The sequence below is a fragment of the Blautia sp. JLR.GB0024 genome, assembly GCF_037000545.1.
Taxonomy (GTDB): Bacteria; Bacillota; Clostridia; order Lachnospirales; family Lachnospiraceae; genus Blautia; species Blautia celeris.
On the sequence record NZ_JBANBF010000004.1, the window covers coordinates 135,924 to 155,124 of the forward strand.

21 protein-coding genes are annotated in these 19,201 nt (G+C 49.8%); 18 read left to right on the top strand and 3 right to left on the bottom strand.

The features are described 5' to 3' along the window. The first annotated feature begins 110 nt into the window (after positions 1-110). Genes V8Q34_RS11465 through V8Q34_RS11530 form a run of 14 tightly spaced genes read left to right on the top strand, consistent with a single transcriptional unit; the run spans position 111 to position 12,119 of the window. Positions 111-2,582: a hypothetical protein gene (locus V8Q34_RS11465; RefSeq protein ID WP_335835459.1), complete on the top strand. Its 2,472-nt coding sequence runs from the start codon at positions 111-113 to the stop codon at positions 2,580-2,582. Next, on the top strand, positions 2,579-3,367 hold the full coding sequence (locus tag V8Q34_RS11470) for a distal tail protein Dit (RefSeq protein WP_103732246.1): 789 nt from the start codon (positions 2,579-2,581) through the stop codon (positions 3,365-3,367). Before V8Q34_RS11465 ends, V8Q34_RS11470 begins: the two co-directional genes overlap by 4 nt. Beyond that, positions 3,364-5,205, top strand: a complete 1,842-nt coding sequence (locus tag V8Q34_RS11475) for a phage tail spike protein (RefSeq protein WP_335835460.1) — start codon at positions 3,364-3,366, stop codon at positions 5,203-5,205. Before V8Q34_RS11470 ends, V8Q34_RS11475 begins: the two co-directional genes overlap by 4 nt. Next, complete coding sequence (locus V8Q34_RS11480) at positions 5,205-6,254, top strand: phage tail tip lysozyme (protein ID WP_335835461.1); 1,050 nt, start codon at positions 5,205-5,207, stop codon at positions 6,252-6,254. The genes V8Q34_RS11475 and V8Q34_RS11480 overlap by 1 nt, the downstream gene beginning before the upstream one ends. A 4-nt stretch (positions 6,255-6,258) precedes the next feature. Then, positions 6,259-6,984 (top strand): hypothetical protein, encoded by a 726-nt coding sequence (locus tag V8Q34_RS11485; protein ID WP_052099395.1) that lies wholly within the window; start codon positions 6,259-6,261, stop codon positions 6,982-6,984. A gap of 2 nt (positions 6,985-6,986) precedes the next feature. Beyond that, on the top strand, positions 6,987-7,895 hold the full coding sequence (locus tag V8Q34_RS11490) for an Ig-like domain-containing protein (RefSeq protein ID WP_033141029.1): 909 nt from the start codon (positions 6,987-6,989) through the stop codon (positions 7,893-7,895). A 1-nt stretch (position 7,896) separates the two neighbouring features. Next, complete coding sequence (locus V8Q34_RS11495; protein WP_033141028.1) at positions 7,897-8,181, top strand: PF13754 domain-containing protein; 285 nt, start codon at positions 7,897-7,899, stop codon at positions 8,179-8,181. A 3-nt stretch (positions 8,182-8,184) separates the two neighbouring features. Beyond that, positions 8,185-8,466 (top strand): hypothetical protein, encoded by a 282-nt coding sequence (locus tag V8Q34_RS11500; protein ID WP_335835462.1) that lies wholly within the window; start codon positions 8,185-8,187, stop codon positions 8,464-8,466. Next, the gene (locus tag V8Q34_RS11505) at positions 8,460-8,630 is read left to right on the top strand and encodes a hypothetical protein (RefSeq protein WP_158588534.1); all 171 of its coding nucleotides are present in this window, start codon (positions 8,460-8,462) and stop codon (positions 8,628-8,630) included. The genes V8Q34_RS11500 and V8Q34_RS11505 overlap by 7 nt, the downstream gene beginning before the upstream one ends. Positions 8,631-8,656: 26 nt before the next feature. Beyond that, positions 8,657-9,250: a phage baseplate protein gene (locus V8Q34_RS11510; protein ID WP_335835463.1), complete on the top strand. Its 594-nt coding sequence runs from the start codon at positions 8,657-8,659 to the stop codon at positions 9,248-9,250. A 16-nt stretch (positions 9,251-9,266) separates the two neighbouring features. After that, positions 9,267-9,524, top strand: coding sequence for a hypothetical protein (locus V8Q34_RS11515; RefSeq protein WP_033141025.1), 258 nt, complete (start codon positions 9,267-9,269; stop codon positions 9,522-9,524). A 1-nt stretch (position 9,525) separates the two neighbouring features. Then, a complete protein-coding gene (locus V8Q34_RS11520; RefSeq protein ID WP_335835464.1) occupies positions 9,526-9,825 on the top strand; it encodes a phage holin family protein in 300 nt (99 codons plus the stop codon). Positions 9,826-9,855: 30 nt separating this feature from the next. After that, positions 9,856-11,418: an N-acetylmuramoyl-L-alanine amidase gene (locus tag V8Q34_RS11525; protein WP_335835465.1), complete on the top strand. Its 1,563-nt coding sequence runs from the start codon at positions 9,856-9,858 to the stop codon at positions 11,416-11,418. 53 nt (positions 11,419-11,471) lie between these two features. Then, positions 11,472-12,119, top strand: a complete 648-nt coding sequence (locus V8Q34_RS11530; RefSeq protein ID WP_335835466.1) for a Rha family transcriptional regulator — start codon at positions 11,472-11,474, stop codon at positions 12,117-12,119. Between the two features lie 326 nt (positions 12,120-12,445). On the opposite strand, the gene V8Q34_RS11535 is transcribed toward V8Q34_RS11530, so the two are convergent. Further along, on the bottom strand, positions 12,446-12,853 hold the full coding sequence (locus tag V8Q34_RS11535) for a sigma factor-like helix-turn-helix DNA-binding protein (protein WP_033144139.1): 408 nt from the start codon (positions 12,851-12,853) through the stop codon (positions 12,446-12,448). A 199-nt stretch (positions 12,854-13,052) separates the two neighbouring features. Between V8Q34_RS11535 and V8Q34_RS27540 the strand changes: the two genes are divergently transcribed. Continuing rightward, positions 13,053-13,148 (top strand): peptidoglycan-binding domain-containing protein, encoded by a 96-nt coding sequence (locus V8Q34_RS27540; protein WP_081960570.1) that lies wholly within the window; start codon positions 13,053-13,055, stop codon positions 13,146-13,148. A 53-nt stretch (positions 13,149-13,201) separates the two neighbouring features. Here V8Q34_RS27540 and V8Q34_RS11540 read toward each other — a convergent pair whose 3' ends face one another. Further along, complete coding sequence (locus V8Q34_RS11540; protein WP_081960569.1) at positions 13,202-13,543, bottom strand: YmaF family protein; 342 nt, start codon at positions 13,541-13,543, stop codon at positions 13,202-13,204. A 370-nt stretch (positions 13,544-13,913) separates the two neighbouring features. Continuing rightward, positions 13,914-14,141, bottom strand: a complete 228-nt coding sequence (locus tag V8Q34_RS11545; protein ID WP_335835467.1) for a hypothetical protein — start codon at positions 14,139-14,141, stop codon at positions 13,914-13,916. Between the two features lie 455 nt (positions 14,142-14,596). Between V8Q34_RS11545 and pcrA the strand changes: the two genes are divergently transcribed. The 3 genes from pcrA to rlmD all read left to right on the top strand — a co-directional run bounded on the left by pcrA (position 14,597) and on the right by rlmD (position 18,933). After that, entirely contained in the window at positions 14,597-16,810 is a 2,214-nt protein-coding gene (gene pcrA, locus V8Q34_RS11550; protein WP_335835468.1) for a DNA helicase PcrA, read from the top strand. A 431-nt stretch (positions 16,811-17,241) separates the two neighbouring features. Next, entirely contained in the window at positions 17,242-17,472 is a 231-nt protein-coding gene (locus V8Q34_RS11555) for a DUF4366 domain-containing protein (RefSeq protein ID WP_018594181.1), read from the top strand. Positions 17,473-17,541: 69 nt separating this feature from the next. Next, on the top strand, positions 17,542-18,933 hold the full coding sequence (gene rlmD / locus V8Q34_RS11560) for a 23S rRNA (uracil(1939)-C(5))-methyltransferase RlmD (RefSeq protein ID WP_335835469.1): 1,392 nt from the start codon (positions 17,542-17,544) through the stop codon (positions 18,931-18,933). Positions 18,934-19,201 lie beyond the last annotated feature (268 nt).

A 19,201-nucleotide genomic window follows, 5' to 3' on the forward strand; every position in this document is an offset into this window, starting at 1 on the left:
CATGCCTGTGGGAGAGTTCCTGGACTTGATCGCTGTATGCCAGATCCGGAACGGAGCCGCACGGGAAGCAGAAAAGAACACGGGATATATCCCAGATTTGAGGTGAGAAGATGGCATATGACATAGGCCCCCGGATCGGGATCGATGGGGAAGCGGAATTTCGGAAACAGCTGAATAATATCAATACGTCCCTTAGGACCCTGGGGACGGAGATGCAGAAAGTCGTATCGGAATTTGCAGAGAATGCCAATGGCCAGGAGGCACTCATCGCAAAGAACCAGGTGCTCACGAGCAGTATCGAGAAACAGAGGGAACAGCTTGAGGCATCCAAGAAAGCCTTGGCAGAGGCTGCGGAAAAATATGGAGAAAATGCCACGGAGACCTTAAAGTGGCAGCAGGTGGTGAACCGTTCCGAGACTGAACTCAATAAGCTGGAAAATGAGCTGAAGCAGAACAATACCGCCCTGGATGAGATGGAACAGGGGCTGCGGGATGTGGAAACCGGTATGGAGGTCAAGGCTGGAGCAGAGTATGAGCGTCAATTGAGTGAGATCGACACGGCATTGCAGACCCTGGGGACGGAGATGCAGAAAGTCACATCCAGGTACGCGGAAAATGCGAATGGCCAGGAAGCACTCCTCGCAAAGAACAAAGTCTTGAACACTTCTATCGAGACTCAGAAGCGGAAGCTGGAGGCCTGCAAGAAGGCCCTGGCGGATGCTTCCCGGGAATTCGGGGAAGGGTCCACGCAGGCCATGAAGATGCAGCAGGCAGTGAACCGTTCCGAGACTGAACTCAATAAGCTGGAAAATGAGCTGAAGCAGAACAGTACAGCCCTGGATGAGATGGACCGGGGCCTTCGCGATGTAGAGACTGGTATGGTGGATATGGCGAAAGCAGCAGGAAAAGCCAAGCGGGAGAGTAGCTCTTTCGGGGACAGCTTAAAAGCCAGCATCCTGGGGAACGGGATCGTGGAAGGGGTGAAGGGCATCTATTCCGCTATCTCCGGCCTTATGGAAGAAACAAAGGAATACCGGAAGATCATGTCCAGCCTGGAGGTGTCCAGCAAGAAAGCCGGGTACAGCACGAAAGAGACCACGGAGAGCTATAAGACACTTTACGGGGTGCTGGGGGATGACCAGACCGCAGCGACCACCACAGCGAACCTGCAGGCCCTAGGCCTGAGTCAGGATAAGCTGACTCAGCTCATCAACGGTACGGTTGGCGCGTGGGCGAATTATGGGGATTCCATCCCCATCGATGGCCTGGCGGAAGCGATCAACGAGACGGCAAAAGTGGGGACCGTGACTGGTACCTTTGCAGATGTACTGAACTGGGCGGGGACCAGCGAAGACGCGTTCAATGAGCGCCTGGCAGCCTGCGGTTCCGAATCTGAGAGGACAAACCTCATCATGCAGGAGCTGGCCGATCAGGGACTGATGCAGGCTGGCAAGGCATGGCAGGCCCAGAACCAGGATCTGGTGGCCGCAAACCAGGCGGCTGCAGATTTTGATGCGAACATGGCACAGATGGCAGAACGGCTCTCTCCGGTGTCACTTGCCGTGCAGGAAGGCATCAACCGTATCCTGCAGAAGGTCCTGGAACTGACTGAGGACGCGGATTTTGAGAAAGTAGGGGACGCCATAGACAGTGCCTTTGATTTCCTCGTGGAGGAAGTCGTCCCGGCGGTGGTAGAGTTTATCGGTTTTTTGATCGATAACAAAGAATCCGTTGTTGGGGTCCTGACAGCCATCGGCCTGGGCTTTGCTGCCTGGAAGCTATCATCCATGGCAGTCCTGAATCCTATCGGCCTGATCATCGGCCTGGTCATATCTTTAGTCGGCATCCTGACCACCCTCTGGAACACGAATGACAAGTTACGGAATTGGGTGGATGAGCACGTAGAAAAGATGAAAGAGAAGGTCGGGGGCGCTGTAGAGAGCGTGAAAGGGTTCTTCAAAGATCTCAAAGAAAAGACCGTGGGAAGTTTCGAGAGCATGGCGGAGAAAGTCTCGGGCAAGGTATCGGAGATCAAGGAGGACACCGTGGACGGATTTGGGAACATGGTGGATAAGACAAAAGAAAAGGCCGGAGACATCAAAGACAACGTGGTGGACGGCTTTGAGAACGCGAAGGAGTATATCACATCCCTGCCGGGCCAGGCAAAGGAATGGGGGAAGGACTTCATCAAAGGGCTTGTAGACGGCATCAAGGAAAGGGTAGCCAGTGTGAAGGACGCCGTAAAGGATGTGGCCAATACGATCGCGTCCCACCTGCATTTTTCCGTGCCGGATGAGGGACCGCTCACCAGTGCACCTGAATGGATGCCGGATATGATAGGCCTCATGACAAAAGGCTTAAAAGACAGCCGTCCGGAGCTGATGCGTGCCGTCCGGGAATTGGCCAGTGACATGCAGGGTACTATGGACCTGGGAAAGAACACCATGACCTACAGCGCACAGGTCAGCCAGCCGGTATACATCTATAACACTGTAGATCTGGACGGAGAACCCATCTACCGGAAGACAGAGCAGTATATTGGAAACAAACAGAGGAGCAGGATGGTGGTGAGAGGAAGATGAGATATGGATATGACTTAGAATATGCCGGGGTCCGGGCGGAGAGCCTGGGGATCTATGTGGTGCGGAGGCCGGATATACCGGCCCCGGAGTATGATATGGAGGCCATCGTCATCCCTGGGAGGGACGGCGTGCTCCATAAGGATAACCATAGGTATCATCCCATAGAGATCACGATCGAGTTCAATTACCTGGAAAAGCCGGAAGCCTGGGCAGAAAAATGGAGGCATGTCAAGCGGTGGCTGTCCGCCCGGAATGCACGATTGTGCCTGTCGGATGACGCGGACTATTTTTATCACGTGTATGCGGTACGCCTGGAGACCAATGCCAGGACTGCGCGGGAGCTGGGAACGTTCAGTGCGGTCTTTTCCTGTGATCCGTACCAGTATCTGAAAACAGGAGAGATGGAACAGGAGCAGGATCTGGCGGATGCTGACCTTCTGGCTGCGGACGGAAGTCCGATCCTCGAAACGGGCGGCGAGCAGATCCTGACGACCTGTCGGATGGCGGTACTGCAGAACCCCTTTGACGGATGCTGCCCGCTCTTCCGGATCACCGGGGAGGGGACCTGCAGTTTTTCCGTGAACGGGAACTGGATGGAGGCGGCGGTCGACGGGGAGATCTTTATCGATACCGAGCGGGAAGCTGCCTACACACCAAAAGGAGAGCTGGCCGGCCGGAAGGTGTCGGGAGATTACCGTGCCATGCGCTTCCTGCCGGGACACAATGAACTGACGACCAGCGGAGATTTTACGATATACATCACACCGAGGTGGAGAGAAGTATGATACAGATCTATGAGGCCGCAAACCAGGCCTATGAAAAGAATGGAGACGCTGTCCTGCACCCTTTATCATGTACGGTGTCAGAAGTCCTGAAGGGGACCTGGGAGATGTCCTTGCAGAACCCTTATGATGAGAACGCGGGCCTGATCAGATCCGGAGCTGTCATCAAGGCAGATACCAACATTGGGAAAGGGCAGCTGTTCCGTATATATAAACACGAAAGATCAGAGAATGGCGTGAACGCCTCGGCCTACCCGATCTTCTTTGATGCGGGGAAAAATACAGCCATCCTGGACAAACGCCCCACCAACAAGACCGGGGATGAGGCACTGCAGATCTTGACCCAGGGGACGCCGTACACGGCCGAGTCTGACATCCGGAGCGCACGCACGGCCTATTACCAGAAGGTGAACCTGATGGAAGCCCTGTGCGGGGAGGATGAGAACAGTTTCATCAACCGCTGGGGAGGGGAACCCATCTATGACAACTACCACGTGACGATCAACAGCCGTGCGGGCGGGGATCATGGAGCCAGAGCAGCCTTCGGCTATAACCTGCAGGGGATCACAGAGCACGTCCGTTTTGATGACGTGGTGACCCGCATCATCCCGGAAGCTTACAATGGCTATATGCTGGAAGGGGAGAGGCCATGGGTGGACAGCCCGAACATAAAGAAATACCCCATCGTCTATACCAAAGTGGTCCAGTACAGTGAGATCAAGCTGCAGGAGGACTGCACCGGTGAGGATGAGACCGGATATCCGGATCTGGAGAGCCTGCAGAAAGCGTTAAAGGAACGGGCGCTACAGGACTTTGAGGCGGGCATCGATAAGCCGGAGGTGTCCTATGATATCGAATTCCTTCCTCTAGAGGACACGGTGGAATATGAGGACCTGAAAGACCTGGTGCAGATCGGCCTGGGAGATAGTGTGGAGTGCGAGAACAAAGGACTTGACATCATCACGAAAGGGAGGGCGACCAGCCTGACCTACGACTGCATTCGGGAGAAGGTATCCGCCCTGCATGTGGGGGACATCGAGAGCAGCTATTTTGACGATATGTCCCTGGTCATGCAGGCGGCCGCGGATGCGATCACCAAAGAGGGAGGCCTCAAAGGAGAAAAGATCATAGGGATCATGAACGCAGCCATAACACAACTGCGGGCGCAGAGTACCAGAGCAAAAAAAGCAGAAGTTGTAGCAATGATCTGCGAGGACCTGGACCCAGAAAGCCCGGATTTTGGAGCGATGTGTATCGGAACAAAAGGGTTCATGATCGCGTCGGAGCGTACAGCAGATGGAAAGGACTGGGACTGGAGGACATTTGGGACAGGATATGGGTTCATCGCGGACTGTATCGTAGCAGGCCTTCTAGCATCCAGAAACTACAACGAGGAGACTGGGGAAGGGTTCTATATCAACCTGGATACCGGGGAAGCCTCAATGAACAATGCCCATTTAAAGGGAGAGATAGAGTCAAAAAGAGACGGATATGGATTGTACGTGAGTATCACACCGGGGGCAGTAAGCCTCTTATCCGATTATAACGGTAAAAAGGTTAGCGTTTTTAGGATGAGTGGCGGCACAACATTAGACGAAGAGACCGGAGAGCTGAGGGGTGTCAGCCCCTATATCACATTAGGACCTAAGAGCAGTTCTTTTGCGATACAGTTTTCGGATAGTATATTGAACGCCTGGCGGTTTGGCAAAGACGGGATCGGGGACAAGAACACTTATATCAAAGGCGGAAAGACCGGACGGATCGAATTTTCGGATGGCACATATCTGGATGTAGAGAACGGATGGGTGTCCGGAGGAAAGACAAAAGAGGGGGAATTCTAATGGCACTGCTCATCAGCAACATGTACTTAGAACGGGGGCAGATGACGGACAATGCCCAGTACATCGCGGACTATCTGATCGGGAATGGCTGGACCCAGAATGCGGTGGCGGGGATCCTGGGGAACATGGAGCAGGAATCCACCATGAATCCAGGACTGTGGCAGGACCTCAAATATGAGAACATGTCTGGAGGGTACGGTCTGGTGCAGTGGACGCCGGCAACGGAATATACCTCCTGGGCTGACCGGAACGGCTACCCCTGGGGTGGAGACACCAGCAGTCCGACCGTTTACGTGAACGGCCAGCTGGAACGGATCTTGTGGGAAGTCCGGTATGACCAGCAGTGGATCGCCACGTCAGCCTTTCCTTTTTCATTTACCGCTTTTACCCAGTCCGGGGAAGCTCCGGAATATCTGGCAGAAGCTTTTATGAAGAACTATGAGAGACCCGGGATCCCGGAGCTGGAAAAGAGAAAACAGAATGCCAGGTACTGGTTTGAAAACCTGCAATACGGCGGGAGCCGGCTGGAAGATGTGGTGCAGTTAGTGCTCAGCCGTGTAGGGAAGAACACCTATTCCCAGGACGGCGGCCTGCGGCAGCGCGTCTTCGACGAACCGAATGGATACTCGGACTGCTCTTCCCTGATGTGGAAGGCGTTCGAGCGGGGGGCCGGTATCCAGATCGGCACCTGGACCGGGGACCAGATGGGTCATGGGGAGCTGGTATGGCATAACCCGGCCTATGAAGATGTGTTCTCTCTGGAGATGCAGAAAGAGTCCGGTGCAAAACGCGGGGACCTGGTGTTCTGGGGGCCGAACGATGACCCGGGAAGTTCGTCCCATGTGGAGATGTACCTGGGGGATGATCAGTTCGTGGGCCACGGCTCCGGGATCGGCCCCAGGGTAAAGACAGCCAGTGCTTATACCCACAGCGGAAAGCTTGTGGAGGTGCGCCGGTATTTACAGGGCGGGGCACCCCCGAAGCCGCCGGATCCGCCGCCTCCCACAGGGGTATATCTGGTCCGGTGGATCCCGGGAAGAAAGGAGTGAGGAGATGGTAGAACATGTGATGCCGGTGTACTTCCTCCGGGAGGGGATACAGGCAAGGCTTTGTATGGTGCAGGATGACCGCGGACGGGAAGCCTGCTTCCAGGTGCGGGATATGATCCTTGCGGAGGGGCTGGGCGCGAAGATCTATATCGAGAAGCCCAGCGGCCTGTCCTGCTGGAGGGAGGCCGAGATACATGGGAATGAAGTGTACGCCGAGATCACGCCGCAGATGCTGGCGGAGACCGGGACCTGCCTGGGACAGGTCCAGCTGTACCGGGAACAGGAAAGGGTCACGAGCTTTTTGTTCCGCCTGGAGGTGCAGAAGTCCCTGGTGGACAGTTCGGTGGAGAGCAAGGATGAGCTCACCGTCCTGGAAAGACTGATCCAAGAGGCAGAAGCAGTCATCCAGAGAGCAGAGAAGGCCGGCGAGGCTGCCCAGACCGCAGCGGAAAAGGCTGAGACCTCTGCAGAGAGAGCCGACACGGCAGCCGGAAATGCCCAGACAGCGGCAGAAAAGGCTGACACAGCATCCGAAGAGGCCAATACGGCAGCGGAAAGAGCCGATACGGCATCTGAAGGAGCGGGTACGGCAGCAGGAAATGCAGAGACTGCAGCAAAAAGAGCAGAAGCAGTCTACGAAAAGTTAAAAGACTTCAGTGCGGAGGCCGTGGATAACGAGATCCAGGAGATCCAGGCAGCACTGGGAAATACGATCATAGTGGAGGGATAGATATGGCAGTAAAAACAATGCAGGCCATCATAAATGGCCAGACCGTGACGCTGACAAAGAACAGTGAATCTGGAAAATGGGAAGCGACCATCACCGCTCCCAACAGGTCCAGTTATAACCAGTCCGGGCATTATTACCCGGTCACTGTAAAAGCAACGGATGATGCGGGAAACGTGACGACCGTAGATGCGTCCGACACGACCCTGGGGAGCAAACTGAGGCTCACCGTAAAAGAAAAGGTAGCGCCCATCATCACCATCACGGCACCGACCGCAGGGGCATACCTGTCCAACAATACGCCGACGATCTCATTCAAGGTGACGGATGACGATTCCGGCGTCAATCCGGATACCATCAAGGTGACCATCGACAGCGGCACGCCTGTTACAGCCGGCATCACAAAGACACAGGTCACAGGCGGATATGAATGTACCTTCAAGCCGACAGCCGCCTTGTCTGACGGCAGCCACACCATCAAGGTGGATGCGATGGATCATGACGGCAACGCAGCCGCACAGAAGAGTGTGACCTTCAAGATCGATACCATTCCGCCGACCCTGAGCATCACAAGCCCGGCCGAAGGCTTGAAGACCAATCAGGCAGCCTGCACCGTGGCCGGTAAGACCAATGATGTCACATCCAGCCCGTGCACCGTGACCATCAAGCTCAACAGCGGCAGCGCAGAAGCGGTGACCGTGAACGAGGACGGTACCTTCAGCAAGGCATTGACCTTGGCCGCAGGAACCAATACGATAACGGTCGTGGCTACGGATAAGGCCGGAAAACAGGCGACTGTCACAAGGACTGTCATCCTGGATACTACTGCACCGAGGATCACGGATGTGGTGCTCACGCCGAACCCGGTAGATGCTGGAAAGACCTTCATCATCAGCGTCACCGTAACGGACTGATATGGTCGCGCGCCTCGAGGGAAAGGTCGACGGCAGGGATGTAGCGTTTGTGAGGAAACATGGGGACGTGTGGGAAGCCATCGTCCCCGCTGACCTGGATGGGACCTATATCGTGGAGCTCACGGCATGGGATGATGCGGGAAACTACTGCTTCGTCCTCAAGTGGCTGCTCATGTTTGATCCGTCCAGCCTCTGCGCGCACCTGATCCCTTGCCCTTATCAGGCAGAGGTGGTGCCGCCGCTCTTTTACGCGGAATTGTTACAGCCAGCATGCGGAAGGAGGTAAAAAATGGCCATGAGATATGAGATGGATACCGGCGAGACCAGGATGGTGCAGATTGTGATACGCAGTATCCACCACCATCCGTTCCGGATCCTGGCAGCGAGATATGAGCTGTCTGAGAAGTATACGGGAGAGATTCTGGAGAGCGGGGAAGCAGACATCGAGAAGCATGTGCTGCGGGCCATGGTGAAGCCGCCGGGACCGGGGATGTATCTGTTAAAGTATATCTACCAGATCGGCATGGAGACATTTGTCGAATGCGTGGAGGTGAAGGTAAAATCTTGCTGAACATCAAGATCACAGACGTAAAGCTGACCCCGCAGACCGTGACCGTTTCCGGTACCTTCCAGATATCGGTGACAGCAGAGGATATCTTGTTCCCGGTGGAAGAAGCAGCAGGGGACATGCTGCAGGACGCAGCGGGGAACGCCATAGAATATGTGCCGCATTGAGGCGCAGGAAGTCAGGAGGAAAAGAAATGGCAGAAGTAAAAGGAAAGAAGATCAAAGAGCTGGAAGAACAGAAAAGCATCCAGCTTTCGGATGACATCATCATAGAGACGGACCCGGAGACTGGGGACCCCAAGACCGGAAGGACGAAGATCGGGGCCTTGTTCCTGGCCCTCCATCCCATCGGGAGCATCTATCTGTCCACTGCGGCAACGAACCCGGGGAGTATCTTTGGGGGGACCTGGACCGCCTGGGGGGCAGGGAGAGTGCCGGTGGGGATCAGTGCATCTGATGAGGATTTCAAGACGGCAGAAAAGACCGGGGGAGCCAAGGACCATAAGCATACGACTGCGGGCCATAAGCTGACCACGGCAGAAATGCCGCCCCATAAACATGATATCGTGTTCAGTGGGACAAAGCTGGACTGTGCCGTGGCTTATTCCGGTATCAACGGACCGGATTACTGGAGGCTGAGCCCGGCGCTGAGCACAGAGGTGACTGGGGAAAAATCCCTTACTATCGGGAACACAGGAAGCGGCGGAAGCCATGGACACGGAGATACCGGATCCACGAACGCACTGCCGCCGTACATCACCTGTTATATGTGGAAACGGACCGCGTAAAAGGAGGGCCGGGCAGATGACGGAATGGGGAGTCTTCGGCGTGATCACCGCCCTGGCAGCGTTCGGGGTGTCGATCGTGACGCCGATCATCAAGCTCAATACATCGATCGTGCGGCTCATCGACCGTCTGAACCGTCTGGATGAAGGGGTAGATGAGCTGACGGAAAAAAATCAAAAATCCCATGGAAGGATGTGGGACCATATGGAGGAACAGGATGGGAAACTGAACGACCATGAGATGAGGATAACGATCTTAGAAGAGAAGGAGAAATAAAATGGATTTAAATTTTTTAATGGATCATATCAACCCTGTGATCTTAGGTATCTGCCTGCTGGTGGGCTATGTGATCAAGACCGCGATACCGGCGATCAAAAACAGGTATATCCCACTTGCCGCTCTTGCTATGGGAACAATTATCGCAATACTTATCAACATGAGTAACGGAATTAACGCAGAGGTGGTGCTTGGCGGTATGATCTCCGGTCTGGCCAGCACAGGCTTTTATGAGATGCTGCGGAACTTGTTGAAAAAAGACGGGAAGAAAGAAACGGAAGAAGGACCAGAGGGCGAGTGATCGTCCTCTTCTGAGTAGAAAGGAAAAGAAATGGGTGTATTGATCATGGGAAGAGCATCTGCCACGGCAGAGCAGATGCGCAGATATATCAAGAGCAGAAACCCCAGTGTGGAGCCGTCCGTACTGGATATGATACCGCTATATCTGGCAGAGGGTGAAACGGAGGGAGTAAAAGGAGATATAGCCTTTGCACAATCATGTCTGGAGACAGGGAATTTTACCTTCGCAGGGTCCGCAGTCAGCCTGAGGCAGAATAATTTTTGCGGAATGGGTGTGACAAAAAATGGTGAGAAAGGTAACAATTTTCCCAGCCCACAATTGGGAATCCGTGCGCAGGTCCAGCACCTAAAAGCCTATGCCTGTGACCAGCCATTAAAACAGGGATGCGTAGACCCACGCTTCCACTTCGTAAAACGCGGGATGGCTGAATATGTGGAGTGGCTGGGGATACAGGAGAACCCAAACCATACAGGATGGGCGGCAGGTAAAGGATACGGAGAAAAAATCTTGAAGATACATCGGGATATTTTAAATGTGGAAAGTGAGGAAGAAGGAATGAGAATCAATGTACATGCAGGACATAACTTTAAGGTTCCAGGAGCGGCTGGGGTATTTTCTGAAACAACGGAAGACCGGAAGGTGAAAGACCTGGTGATTCGTAAGCTGCAGGCGGCAGGCCATACAGTCTATGACTGTACGGATGAAAGCTCCGGAACTGTGAACGGCAATCTTGCCGCGATCGTGGCGAACTGTAATGCGCATGCTGTGGATCTGGATGTGTCCATCCATTTCAACTGCTACAATGGACAAGCGCATGGAACGGAGGTATTTATCTATAACTGGGGATCTGCCGCCGAATCCTATGCCCAGAGGATCGCAGACCGGATCGGGGAACTGGGATACACAAAAAGGGGAGGAGGAGTAAAAACAAATCCCAGTCTTTATGTGCTGCGGCATACCGCCAGCCCGGCACTCCTGGTAGAGTGCTGTTTTTGTGACAATGCGGATGATGCCGCAAAGTACACCGCAGAGAAGATGGCAAACGCCATTGTTGCCGGTATTACTGGCAGTGTGATGTCCGGCAATACTCCATCCGGCGATACTAAAGATTGGCTGTCCAGGGGCGATACCGGAGCAGAAGTGACAGAATGGCAGAAAAAACTGAACATCTTTGGCAGTGGAGTAAATGTGGACGGAGAGTTTGGACCGGACACAGAGACACAGACTATCCGGGTGCAGCGCCTTGTGGGTGTGAATCCTGATGGATGCGCAGGTGAGAAGACAAGGGTAGCCGTAGATACATACCTGAAAAAGAATAACTGGACACAGGTCCGCGATGGCCGCTGGTGGTACCGCCATGCAGACGGCGGATATACCCGGAATGACTGGGAGAAGATCGGGGGCGTGTGGTTCTTCTTCGACGGTTCTGGCTGGATGATGACAGGCTGGATCGAATGGAAGAATAACTGGTATTATCTGAAAGCCAATGGAGCAATGGCTGCAGATGAGCTGGTAAGGACCGGGGGCAAAGTCTACTATGTAGACAAGTCCGGAAAGATGTGCTACACGGACAAAACGGGAGCGCTCAGATAAAAAACAGAACATAGATATCTTATCACTACAAAATAAAACGAAAGGATGATTTTATGTTAGTAGAGATCAAGAAAATGAATAAAGATGAAGTGACAGTATGTACAAGCTTGGATGTAGCGGAGACATTTGGAAAAGAACATAAGAATGTCTTGAAAGATATACGGGAAATGGATTGCAGTGAGGAATTTGGACGGCTAAATTTTGAGCTGTCCTCTTATCTCAATTCACAAAACAAAAGGCAGCCCATGTATTATATGACACGCGATGGGTTTACCATGTTAGTTATGGGCTACACTGGGGAAAAAGCTATGAAGTTTAAAGAGGCCTATATCCGTCAGTTTAATGCTATGGAAAAAGTTCTCATTGGTAAAATGAAGGAGCGCGAAAAAGGCATTGCTGTCCGTCAGGCTCTTACCAACGCTTTGCAGCAGTCAGAAGAAAATGAAAGAATGCATGGCCATGCTTATTCCACATATACGAATATCGTATATAAGGCGGTATTCGGAAAAGACGCAAAACGTCTCCGCGAAGAATATGGCATATCCAAAAAGGAGAATCTTCGGGAATGTTTTAGCGAGGAAGAACGGAAGGCTGTACAATCAGTTGAAATGATCGTGAGTGGTTTGGTGAACTGCGGGTGGGGATATGAACAGATTAAGGAGTTCGTGATGAACCAGAATCTAAAAATGCTGGCAGCCTGATACGTGGACAAGTCTGGTAAGATGTGCTATACTGATAAAACAGGAGCACTACTGTAACTATCAACGCACAGAGTACCACTGTAAAACGCTGTAAGGTCTCGGTTTCTCCACCGGGGCCTTTTAAGTGCCATAAATGAAGAGACTATACATAAAGTATAGCCTCTAGATAAAGAAGGAAATGGTGGATATATTACCAGTTTTTAATGATAACGCGTGGAGTCTCTGATGTCAAGTATAAAATGACAGACTGTACCCGAATGGCCGACTTTAAATGGTTTTGTCAATATAATTACACACATCAACCCAAAAGGATCCCTCCAGGGTCTTTAATCATACAGATTATCTAGTTTTTTGTGCGCTCGATACAACAAAGTTCCGACAGAGGTTATCGTGGAATGATGTTGTTCTGCAATTTCCTTATATGATTTGCCAGAAATTTTTTCTGACAAAAAGATACGCTCAAGCCTACTCAATACAGATAAGTCGCAATCTGTATATTTGGTATAGTCAATATTTTGCCTACGATGTATATAGAGATTTGGCTGTGGGGTATCAAGCTTTTTACGGGCTTTCAAAAGCAGAGCATTTATATTTTGTCTGCAACAATTCAACTGTTGTGATATTTCAACAGTTGAAAGACCTTGCATTTTCAATATCAAAGTTTCACGTTCCCGAATTGTTAAAATGGATAAGTCTGAATCCGCATATTTAGTATAGTCGACGCGTGCCGGCATGACGTTTGATACCTCCTACTATTCATTGTCATTACCTCTGCCCTATATTGTAAATGGGCCGTCAACAGTTGTCAAGAAGCACAAAAAGGCCGGCACCATTACAGCACCGGCCAACAAGTCGAATCGGAGGTTATCCATACCTCTGGTTACATCGACATTTAATCCTGATCGTTTTCGTTAATGACACGTTGGCAATTGGCTGGAGGCAGTTGTGCTGCAGTACCAGCGTGACCACAGGCTTACCGTGGATGGTATTGCAGGGCACGATACCTTTATGGTCTTAATTGCTAAATAACTGGTCGAAAAGTTTTTATAAGGGATTTCCCCGGACTAAGCCGGGGAAAGTATTTAATCACAAACAGGGTTTTCAATTAAAGTCGCAACGATAAAGTCATGTTTGTGTCCTGCGTCCATAGAGGTACATCCTTTAATAAGATGTACGTGTTTTCCACAACCGACATCAATTGCCGGTGAGGATGTGCCGCAAAATTCATGGGTATGGCCATTACAAGAATCGGTTTGAAATTTTACTTCATGCACGTGGCTACCATCACAGGGAATTGCTTCGCTGGACACTGTAGCAAACCGATGGTTATGAGCATATTCACAGCACCCGGAAATCTTAACGCTTCCGGTCACTTCGTGAACGTGTTGTTTTGGAGGACAAGGCCTTTTCATATCTTCATTCATAATTTTTCCCTCATGATTGATAATTGTAGATGTTACAATGTTATATTATGCTTAATGAAGAAAAACGTACCCCCAATTTTTAAATATTAAGCAGCCGACACCATTATAATGCCGGCCATAAAAAAGAGAAGAGCGAACCATTAAGTTCTATTTATAATATGAGATAAGCCTGCTATAAAATACCGATAAGGTCAATAAATGATAAGAAATTTAATGCGGAGCAGGAAGCAAGCTGATACGCAAAATGACCGGTACCATTATAATGCCGGCCATTCCGCGACTAAGAAACTTATTGATACTTTTGGTTGCAAATAAATATTACAACATAATTGGAATTAGAGCAATAGATAATCGTGGACAGTTTTCGACATTAATCCTCTTTTAGCAGCCCACGTTCGTGTGCTTCTTTTACTATACGTTCGTACAATTCCTCTGACGGCTCAAAATTTTCCAGATCCGGTTCAGTATCTATTTCTTTTGGATTTCCTGCAGCCTCATTCCTGACACGCTGGCATATCCATTCAAGAAATCCTGGGTCCTGTTCAAATTCTGGATTAGCCTCAAAATCTGGGTCATATGTTTTCTTTCTGTTTGACATTTTCATCACCTCCGAAAATAAGTTTAATATCGGAGGTGATAATAATGCTACTGGTAAATAATGGAAGTTATGCGGATGCGTGCGGCCCATATCGGTATCCCCTGGGTCGCTCATCTGGATGCATCTTATAATATAGGTAGAGGGCGTACTATACTTTTGAGCTGTTTTGACCAGTGAAAAAAGTATTATTTTTTTCAAATAATCCCCTTTTTGTCCCCTTTTTCGGCTTTCGGACATTTTGTAACGCTTGAAACCCGCATGGTTGGTGGGTTTTGACTAAAAAATATAGTTTTTAAAACTATTTGTAAATGGATTTTTCCGAAAACAGCAGAAATCCCCGGCAAACGCTTGCCTGCCCCGGGGAGCTGTGTTATATTGTAGGAACAGGTGTTTTGATACATGGAGATAGAAAGTACAAAATGTGCTTTCTATTGTTGATTTATGGAGGTACATTTATGAGTATATATGACACTTTGAATCCGCAGCAGAAGGAAGCAGTCCTTCACACAGAGGGGCCGGTGCTGATCCTGGCCGGAGCGGGCTCAGGAAAGACCAGGGTGCTGACCCACAGGATCGCCTATCTGATCGAGGAAAAGGGTGTGAATCCGTGGAATATCATGGCGATCACATTTACCAATAAGGCGGCAGGTGAGATGCGCGAGCGTGTGGATAAAATCGTGGGATTCGGTTCTGAGAGTATCTGGGTCTCCACCTTCCATTCAAGCTGTGTGCGTATTTTGCGAAGATATATAGACAGGCTGGGATTTGACCACAATTTTACCATTTATGATACAGATGACCAGAAAAGTCTGATGAAGGATATCTGCAAACGTCTGCAGATCGATACGAAGGTACATAAGGAGAGGGCCATACTTTCCGCCATTTCTTCGGCAAAGGATGAACTGGTGACGCCGGAGGAATATGAGCTGAACAATATGTCTGATTTCGGCAAGAAAAAGATTGCCCAGGCATACAAGGAATACCAGAAAGAGCTGAGAAAAAACAACGCACTTGATTTTGACGATCTGATCGTGAAGACAGTGGAGCTGTTCCAGGCATGTCCGGATGTGCTGGACTATTACCAGGAGCGTTTCCGTTATATTATGGTGGATGAGTATCAGGATACCAATACGGCACAGTTTAAATTTGTAAGTCTTCTGGCAAGTAAATATAAGAATCTGTGCGTAGTGGGCGATGATGACCAGTCTATCTATAAATTCAGGGGTGCAAATATCGGAAATATCCTTGGATTTGAGAAAGTATTTTCTGATGCAAAGGTGATCAAACTGGAACAGAATTACCGTTCTACCCAGAATATCCTCAATTCTGCCAATGAGGTGATACATAATAATATAGGAAGAAAAGAGAAATCCCTGTGGACAGACAATGAGGAAGGTTCCCTGGTGCATTACAGGCAGTTTATGAATGCATATGAGGAGGCCGAATTCATTGCGGGAGATATCAGCAGGAAAGTGCGGGAAGCAGACTGCCAGTATAAAGACTGTGCCATTTTGTACAGAACCAATGCCCAGTCACGTCTTTTCGAGGAAAAATTCCTTATGGCAAATATTCCGTACAAACTGGTGGGAGGCGTCAACTTCTATGCCAGAAAGGAGATCAAGGACCTGCTGGCTTACCTGAAGACTGTGGACAACGCCAGAGATGATCTGGCTGTGCGCCGTATCATCAATGTGCCGAAACGCGGAATCGGGGCAACCACTCTTGCAAAGGTGCAGGATTACGCCTCTGAGCACGACATGAGCTTTTACGATGCTTTGAAAGAAGCAGAGAATATTCCTACCCTTGGAAGGGCAGCCGCCAAAATCGAACCCTTTGTCACATTTGTCCAGAGCCTCAGAAGTAAGACGGAGTATTTTTCACCGTCAGAGCTGCTCAATGATATTATTGAGGAGACAGGATATGTGATGGAGTTAAAGGCAGAGGGCACAGAGGAAGCAGACGCAAGGATTGAAAATATCGATGAGTTGATCACAAAGATTGTTTCCTATGAGGAGGAAAATGAAGATCCCACACTCAGCGGATTCTTGGAAGAGGTTGCCCTGATCGCCGATATTGACACAGTGGACGGGGATGGAAACCAGGTGCTTCTTATGACGCTGCACAGTGCGAAGGGTCTGGAATTTCCTTATGTATATCTGGCCGGCATGGAGGATGGTATTTTCCCGAGTTATATGACCATCACGGCAGATGACCCGGCAGAGCTGGAGGAGGAGCGCAGGCTTTGTTATGTGGGTATCACAAGGGCCATGAAGGATCTGACGCTGACCTGTGCGCAGCAGAGAATGATACGCGGTGAGACACAGTACAATAAGCCCTCCCGTTTTATCCGGGAGATACCAAGGGAACTGGTGGACCTGGGAAGAGACTTTAAAGAGCAGAAGATCAAGGAGATTCCGCTTCCCAATACGATGAAGCAGATGAAACAGGCGTTTAAGCAGCCTGCATTCATACCAAAGCAGTTTGAGGTGAAAAAATCAGCGGGGCTGTCTTACAATGTGGGTGACACGGTGAAGCATATCAAATTTGGTGTGGGTGTTGTGAAAAATATCGTGGAAGGCGGCCGAGACTATGAAGTGACCGTGGATTTCGACAAGTCAGGGACTAAGAAAATGTTTGCGTCATTTGCAAAACTGAAAAAAGTGGAATAAGATTTGAGAAATCTGCAGAAGCTGAATAGAAATAAAGTTACTGCTCACTCTGTGACCGGTACCGGGATAAATACTGTTCACTGCGTGCCCAGCAACACGCTTCGCGATGCACAGATATGGAGCATTCTGCTCCATATCGCGCTGGCTGTCTCGGGATTTTCATGCCTTCAGCCTGAAAACACCTTGCGGGACAGTGGCGTGTGAACAGTAACTCGGGATAAATCAATATGAAAATATTGAATAAAGGATAGTAAAATTTTGCCTATCGTGATATAATATTAAAAACAAGCCGAATGAAAGTTTTTTTACAGGAAACTATAATAAAGGAATTTGCAGTACATTCGGCAAAGACTGACAGACAGCCGGCAGCAACTCCGGAGAGTCGGGGCAGCAGTGCAGGATGTCATAAGTAAGAGAGGATGGTGCAGGCTATGAATCGTATTGAGGATTTAATCACAGCATTACAGAAGAAAGAAGAAGAAAAAAATAAGAATACCGTCTTATGGATTCTGGCTATCATCGGAGCAGTAGCTGCTGTTGCCGGAATAGCATATGCAGTATACCGTTTCTTCACTCCGGATTATCTGGAAGATTTTGAAGAGGACTTCGACGATGACTTCGATGATTATTTTGAAGACGATGACGAGGATGAAGACAAATAAAAAGAGTAATAGGGAGCTTCGGGAAACCGGAGCTTCTTTTTCTGTTAAACAATATCAGGAGGAACAGTTTTGAAAAAAGGAGAAATTTACGAAGGAATCATTGAAAAAGTAGACTTCCCCAACAAGGGACGTATCATCATAGACGGCAGGACCGTTACCGTAAAGAATGGCATTCCGGGCCAGAAGGTGCGGTTTTTGATTAATAAAAAGAGGGGAGACCGTCTGGAAGGACGACTTCTGGAGGTGCTGGAAAAATCTCCGCTGGAGAAACGCGAACCTGTCTGCAGCATTTTCCCGGCCTGCGGCGGCTGTATGTATCAGACCATGGAGTATGAAGACCAGCTTAATATGAAGGCAGAGCAGGTTAAAAATCTGCTGGACAAGGTGATTGTAAATGCCGGTCAGGTGGATGAGGACGGCAGCCCGGATTATATGTTTGAAGGGATTAAGGGAAGTCCCATGGAGTTTGCTTACAGAAATAAAATGGAGTTTTCCTTTGGTGATGAATACAAGGACGGCCCTCTGGCGCTGGGACTGCATAAGAAGGGAAGTACCTATGATGTGCTGAATGCTTATGACTGTAAGCTGGTGCACGAGGATATGACGAAGATTCTGCAGTGTGTGGGCGAGTATTTCCGGAGCAGGAATGTGAGTTATTATAAGAAGATGCAGCATGTGGGATATCTGCGCCACCTGCTTTTGAGAAGGGCCAATACAACCGGGGAGATTCTGGTGAATCTGGTAACTACAAGCCAGGAGGAACATGATCTGGAACCGCTGAAGGAAGAACTGCTGGCGCTGCCTTTGGAGGGGGAGATAGTGGGATTTCTCCATATTATCAATGACGCCCTCTCTGATATGGTGCAGAGCGATGAGACCAGGATACTGTATGGGAAGGATTATTTTTATGAGGAGATCCTGGGGCTTAAATTTAAAGTAACGCCGTTTTCTTTCTTCCAGCCGAATTCTTATGGGGCAGAGGTGCTGTATAATACGGCAAGGGAGTATATCGGGGATACGAAAGATATGACCGTGTTTGATCTGTACAGCGGAACAGGGACCATTTCACAGATACTTTCGCCGGTGGCGAAAAAGGTGATCGGGGTTGAAATCGTGGAGGAGGCTGTGCAGGCGGCGAAGGAGAATGCAGAGCTGAATGGAATTGACAACTGCCGGTTCATTGCTGGGGATGTGCTGAAGGTGATCGATGAGATCGAGGAGAAGCCCGACTTCATCGTGCTGGACCCGCCGAGAGACGGGATCCATCCTAAGGCGCTGCCGAAGATTGTGGAGTATGGGGTGGAGAAGATGGTTTATATATCTTGTAAGCCCAGTAGTTTGAGTAGGGATTTGGAAGTGTTTTTGAGGGAAGGGTATCGGGTGGAGAGGGTGTGTTGTGTGGATCAGTTTTGTCAGACGGTTCATGTTGAAACCGCCGTGTTGCTGGTGCGGAAACCTTGATTCTAGGCGGGTTTGCGGGATTATTTGGTGAAAATGAAGTTGTGTTTTTATGAAAATAGATATGAATAAGTTATCGTGGAAGTGGGGATGGGGTAACGCCGTGTGAGTTTATTAGGTAGTTAAAATGGGTTTTGCCGGGGAGTGAAAACGATTTGGCAAAACCCATACTTTTTAGCAAAAGGGATATTCCGAATAAAACCGAGCAGAGACTATTTTATTATGTGATCAGACGTAAATAGCTTTTTCTTTTGAGATAGTAAACAGTTGG

What these genes read in the sequence shown, in the direction of transcription:
- V8Q34_RS11465 (WP_335835459.1), top strand. Translation starts at nt 111, where the DNA reads ATGGCATATGACATAGGCCCCCGGATCGGGATCGATGGGGAAGCGGAA.
- V8Q34_RS11470 (WP_103732246.1), top strand. Translation starts at nt 2,579, where the DNA reads ATGAGATATGGATATGACTTAGAATATGCCGGGGTCCGGGCGGAGAGC.
- V8Q34_RS11475 (WP_335835460.1), top strand. Translation starts at nt 3,364, where the DNA reads ATGATACAGATCTATGAGGCCGCAAACCAGGCCTATGAAAAGAATGGA.
- V8Q34_RS11480 (WP_335835461.1), top strand. Translation starts at nt 5,205, where the DNA reads ATGGCACTGCTCATCAGCAACATGTACTTAGAACGGGGGCAGATGACG.
- V8Q34_RS11485 (WP_052099395.1), top strand. Translation starts at nt 6,259, where the DNA reads ATGGTAGAACATGTGATGCCGGTGTACTTCCTCCGGGAGGGGATACAG.
- V8Q34_RS11490 (WP_033141029.1), top strand. Translation starts at nt 6,987, where the DNA reads ATGGCAGTAAAAACAATGCAGGCCATCATAAATGGCCAGACCGTGACG.
- V8Q34_RS11495 (WP_033141028.1), top strand. Translation starts at nt 7,897, where the DNA reads ATGGTCGCGCGCCTCGAGGGAAAGGTCGACGGCAGGGATGTAGCGTTT.
- V8Q34_RS11500 (WP_335835462.1), top strand. Translation starts at nt 8,185, where the DNA reads ATGGCCATGAGATATGAGATGGATACCGGCGAGACCAGGATGGTGCAG.
- V8Q34_RS11510 (WP_335835463.1), top strand. Translation starts at nt 8,657, where the DNA reads ATGGCAGAAGTAAAAGGAAAGAAGATCAAAGAGCTGGAAGAACAGAAA.
- V8Q34_RS11515 (WP_033141025.1), top strand. Translation starts at nt 9,267, where the DNA reads ATGACGGAATGGGGAGTCTTCGGCGTGATCACCGCCCTGGCAGCGTTC.
- V8Q34_RS11520 (WP_335835464.1), top strand. Translation starts at nt 9,526, where the DNA reads ATGGATTTAAATTTTTTAATGGATCATATCAACCCTGTGATCTTAGGT.
- V8Q34_RS11525 (WP_335835465.1), top strand. Translation starts at nt 9,856, where the DNA reads ATGGGTGTATTGATCATGGGAAGAGCATCTGCCACGGCAGAGCAGATG.
- V8Q34_RS11530 (WP_335835466.1), top strand. Translation starts at nt 11,472, where the DNA reads ATGTTAGTAGAGATCAAGAAAATGAATAAAGATGAAGTGACAGTATGT.
- V8Q34_RS11535 (WP_033144139.1), bottom strand. Translation starts at nt 12,853, where the DNA reads ATGCCGGCACGCGTCGACTATACTAAATATGCGGATTCAGACTTATCC.
- V8Q34_RS11540 (WP_081960569.1), bottom strand. Translation starts at nt 13,543, where the DNA reads ATGAATGAAGATATGAAAAGGCCTTGTCCTCCAAAACAACACGTTCAC.
- V8Q34_RS11545 (WP_335835467.1), bottom strand. Translation starts at nt 14,141, where the DNA reads ATGTCAAACAGAAAGAAAACATATGACCCAGATTTTGAGGCTAATCCA.
- pcrA (WP_335835468.1), top strand. Translation starts at nt 14,597, where the DNA reads ATGAGTATATATGACACTTTGAATCCGCAGCAGAAGGAAGCAGTCCTT.
- V8Q34_RS11555 (WP_018594181.1), top strand. Translation starts at nt 17,242, where the DNA reads ATGAATCGTATTGAGGATTTAATCACAGCATTACAGAAGAAAGAAGAA.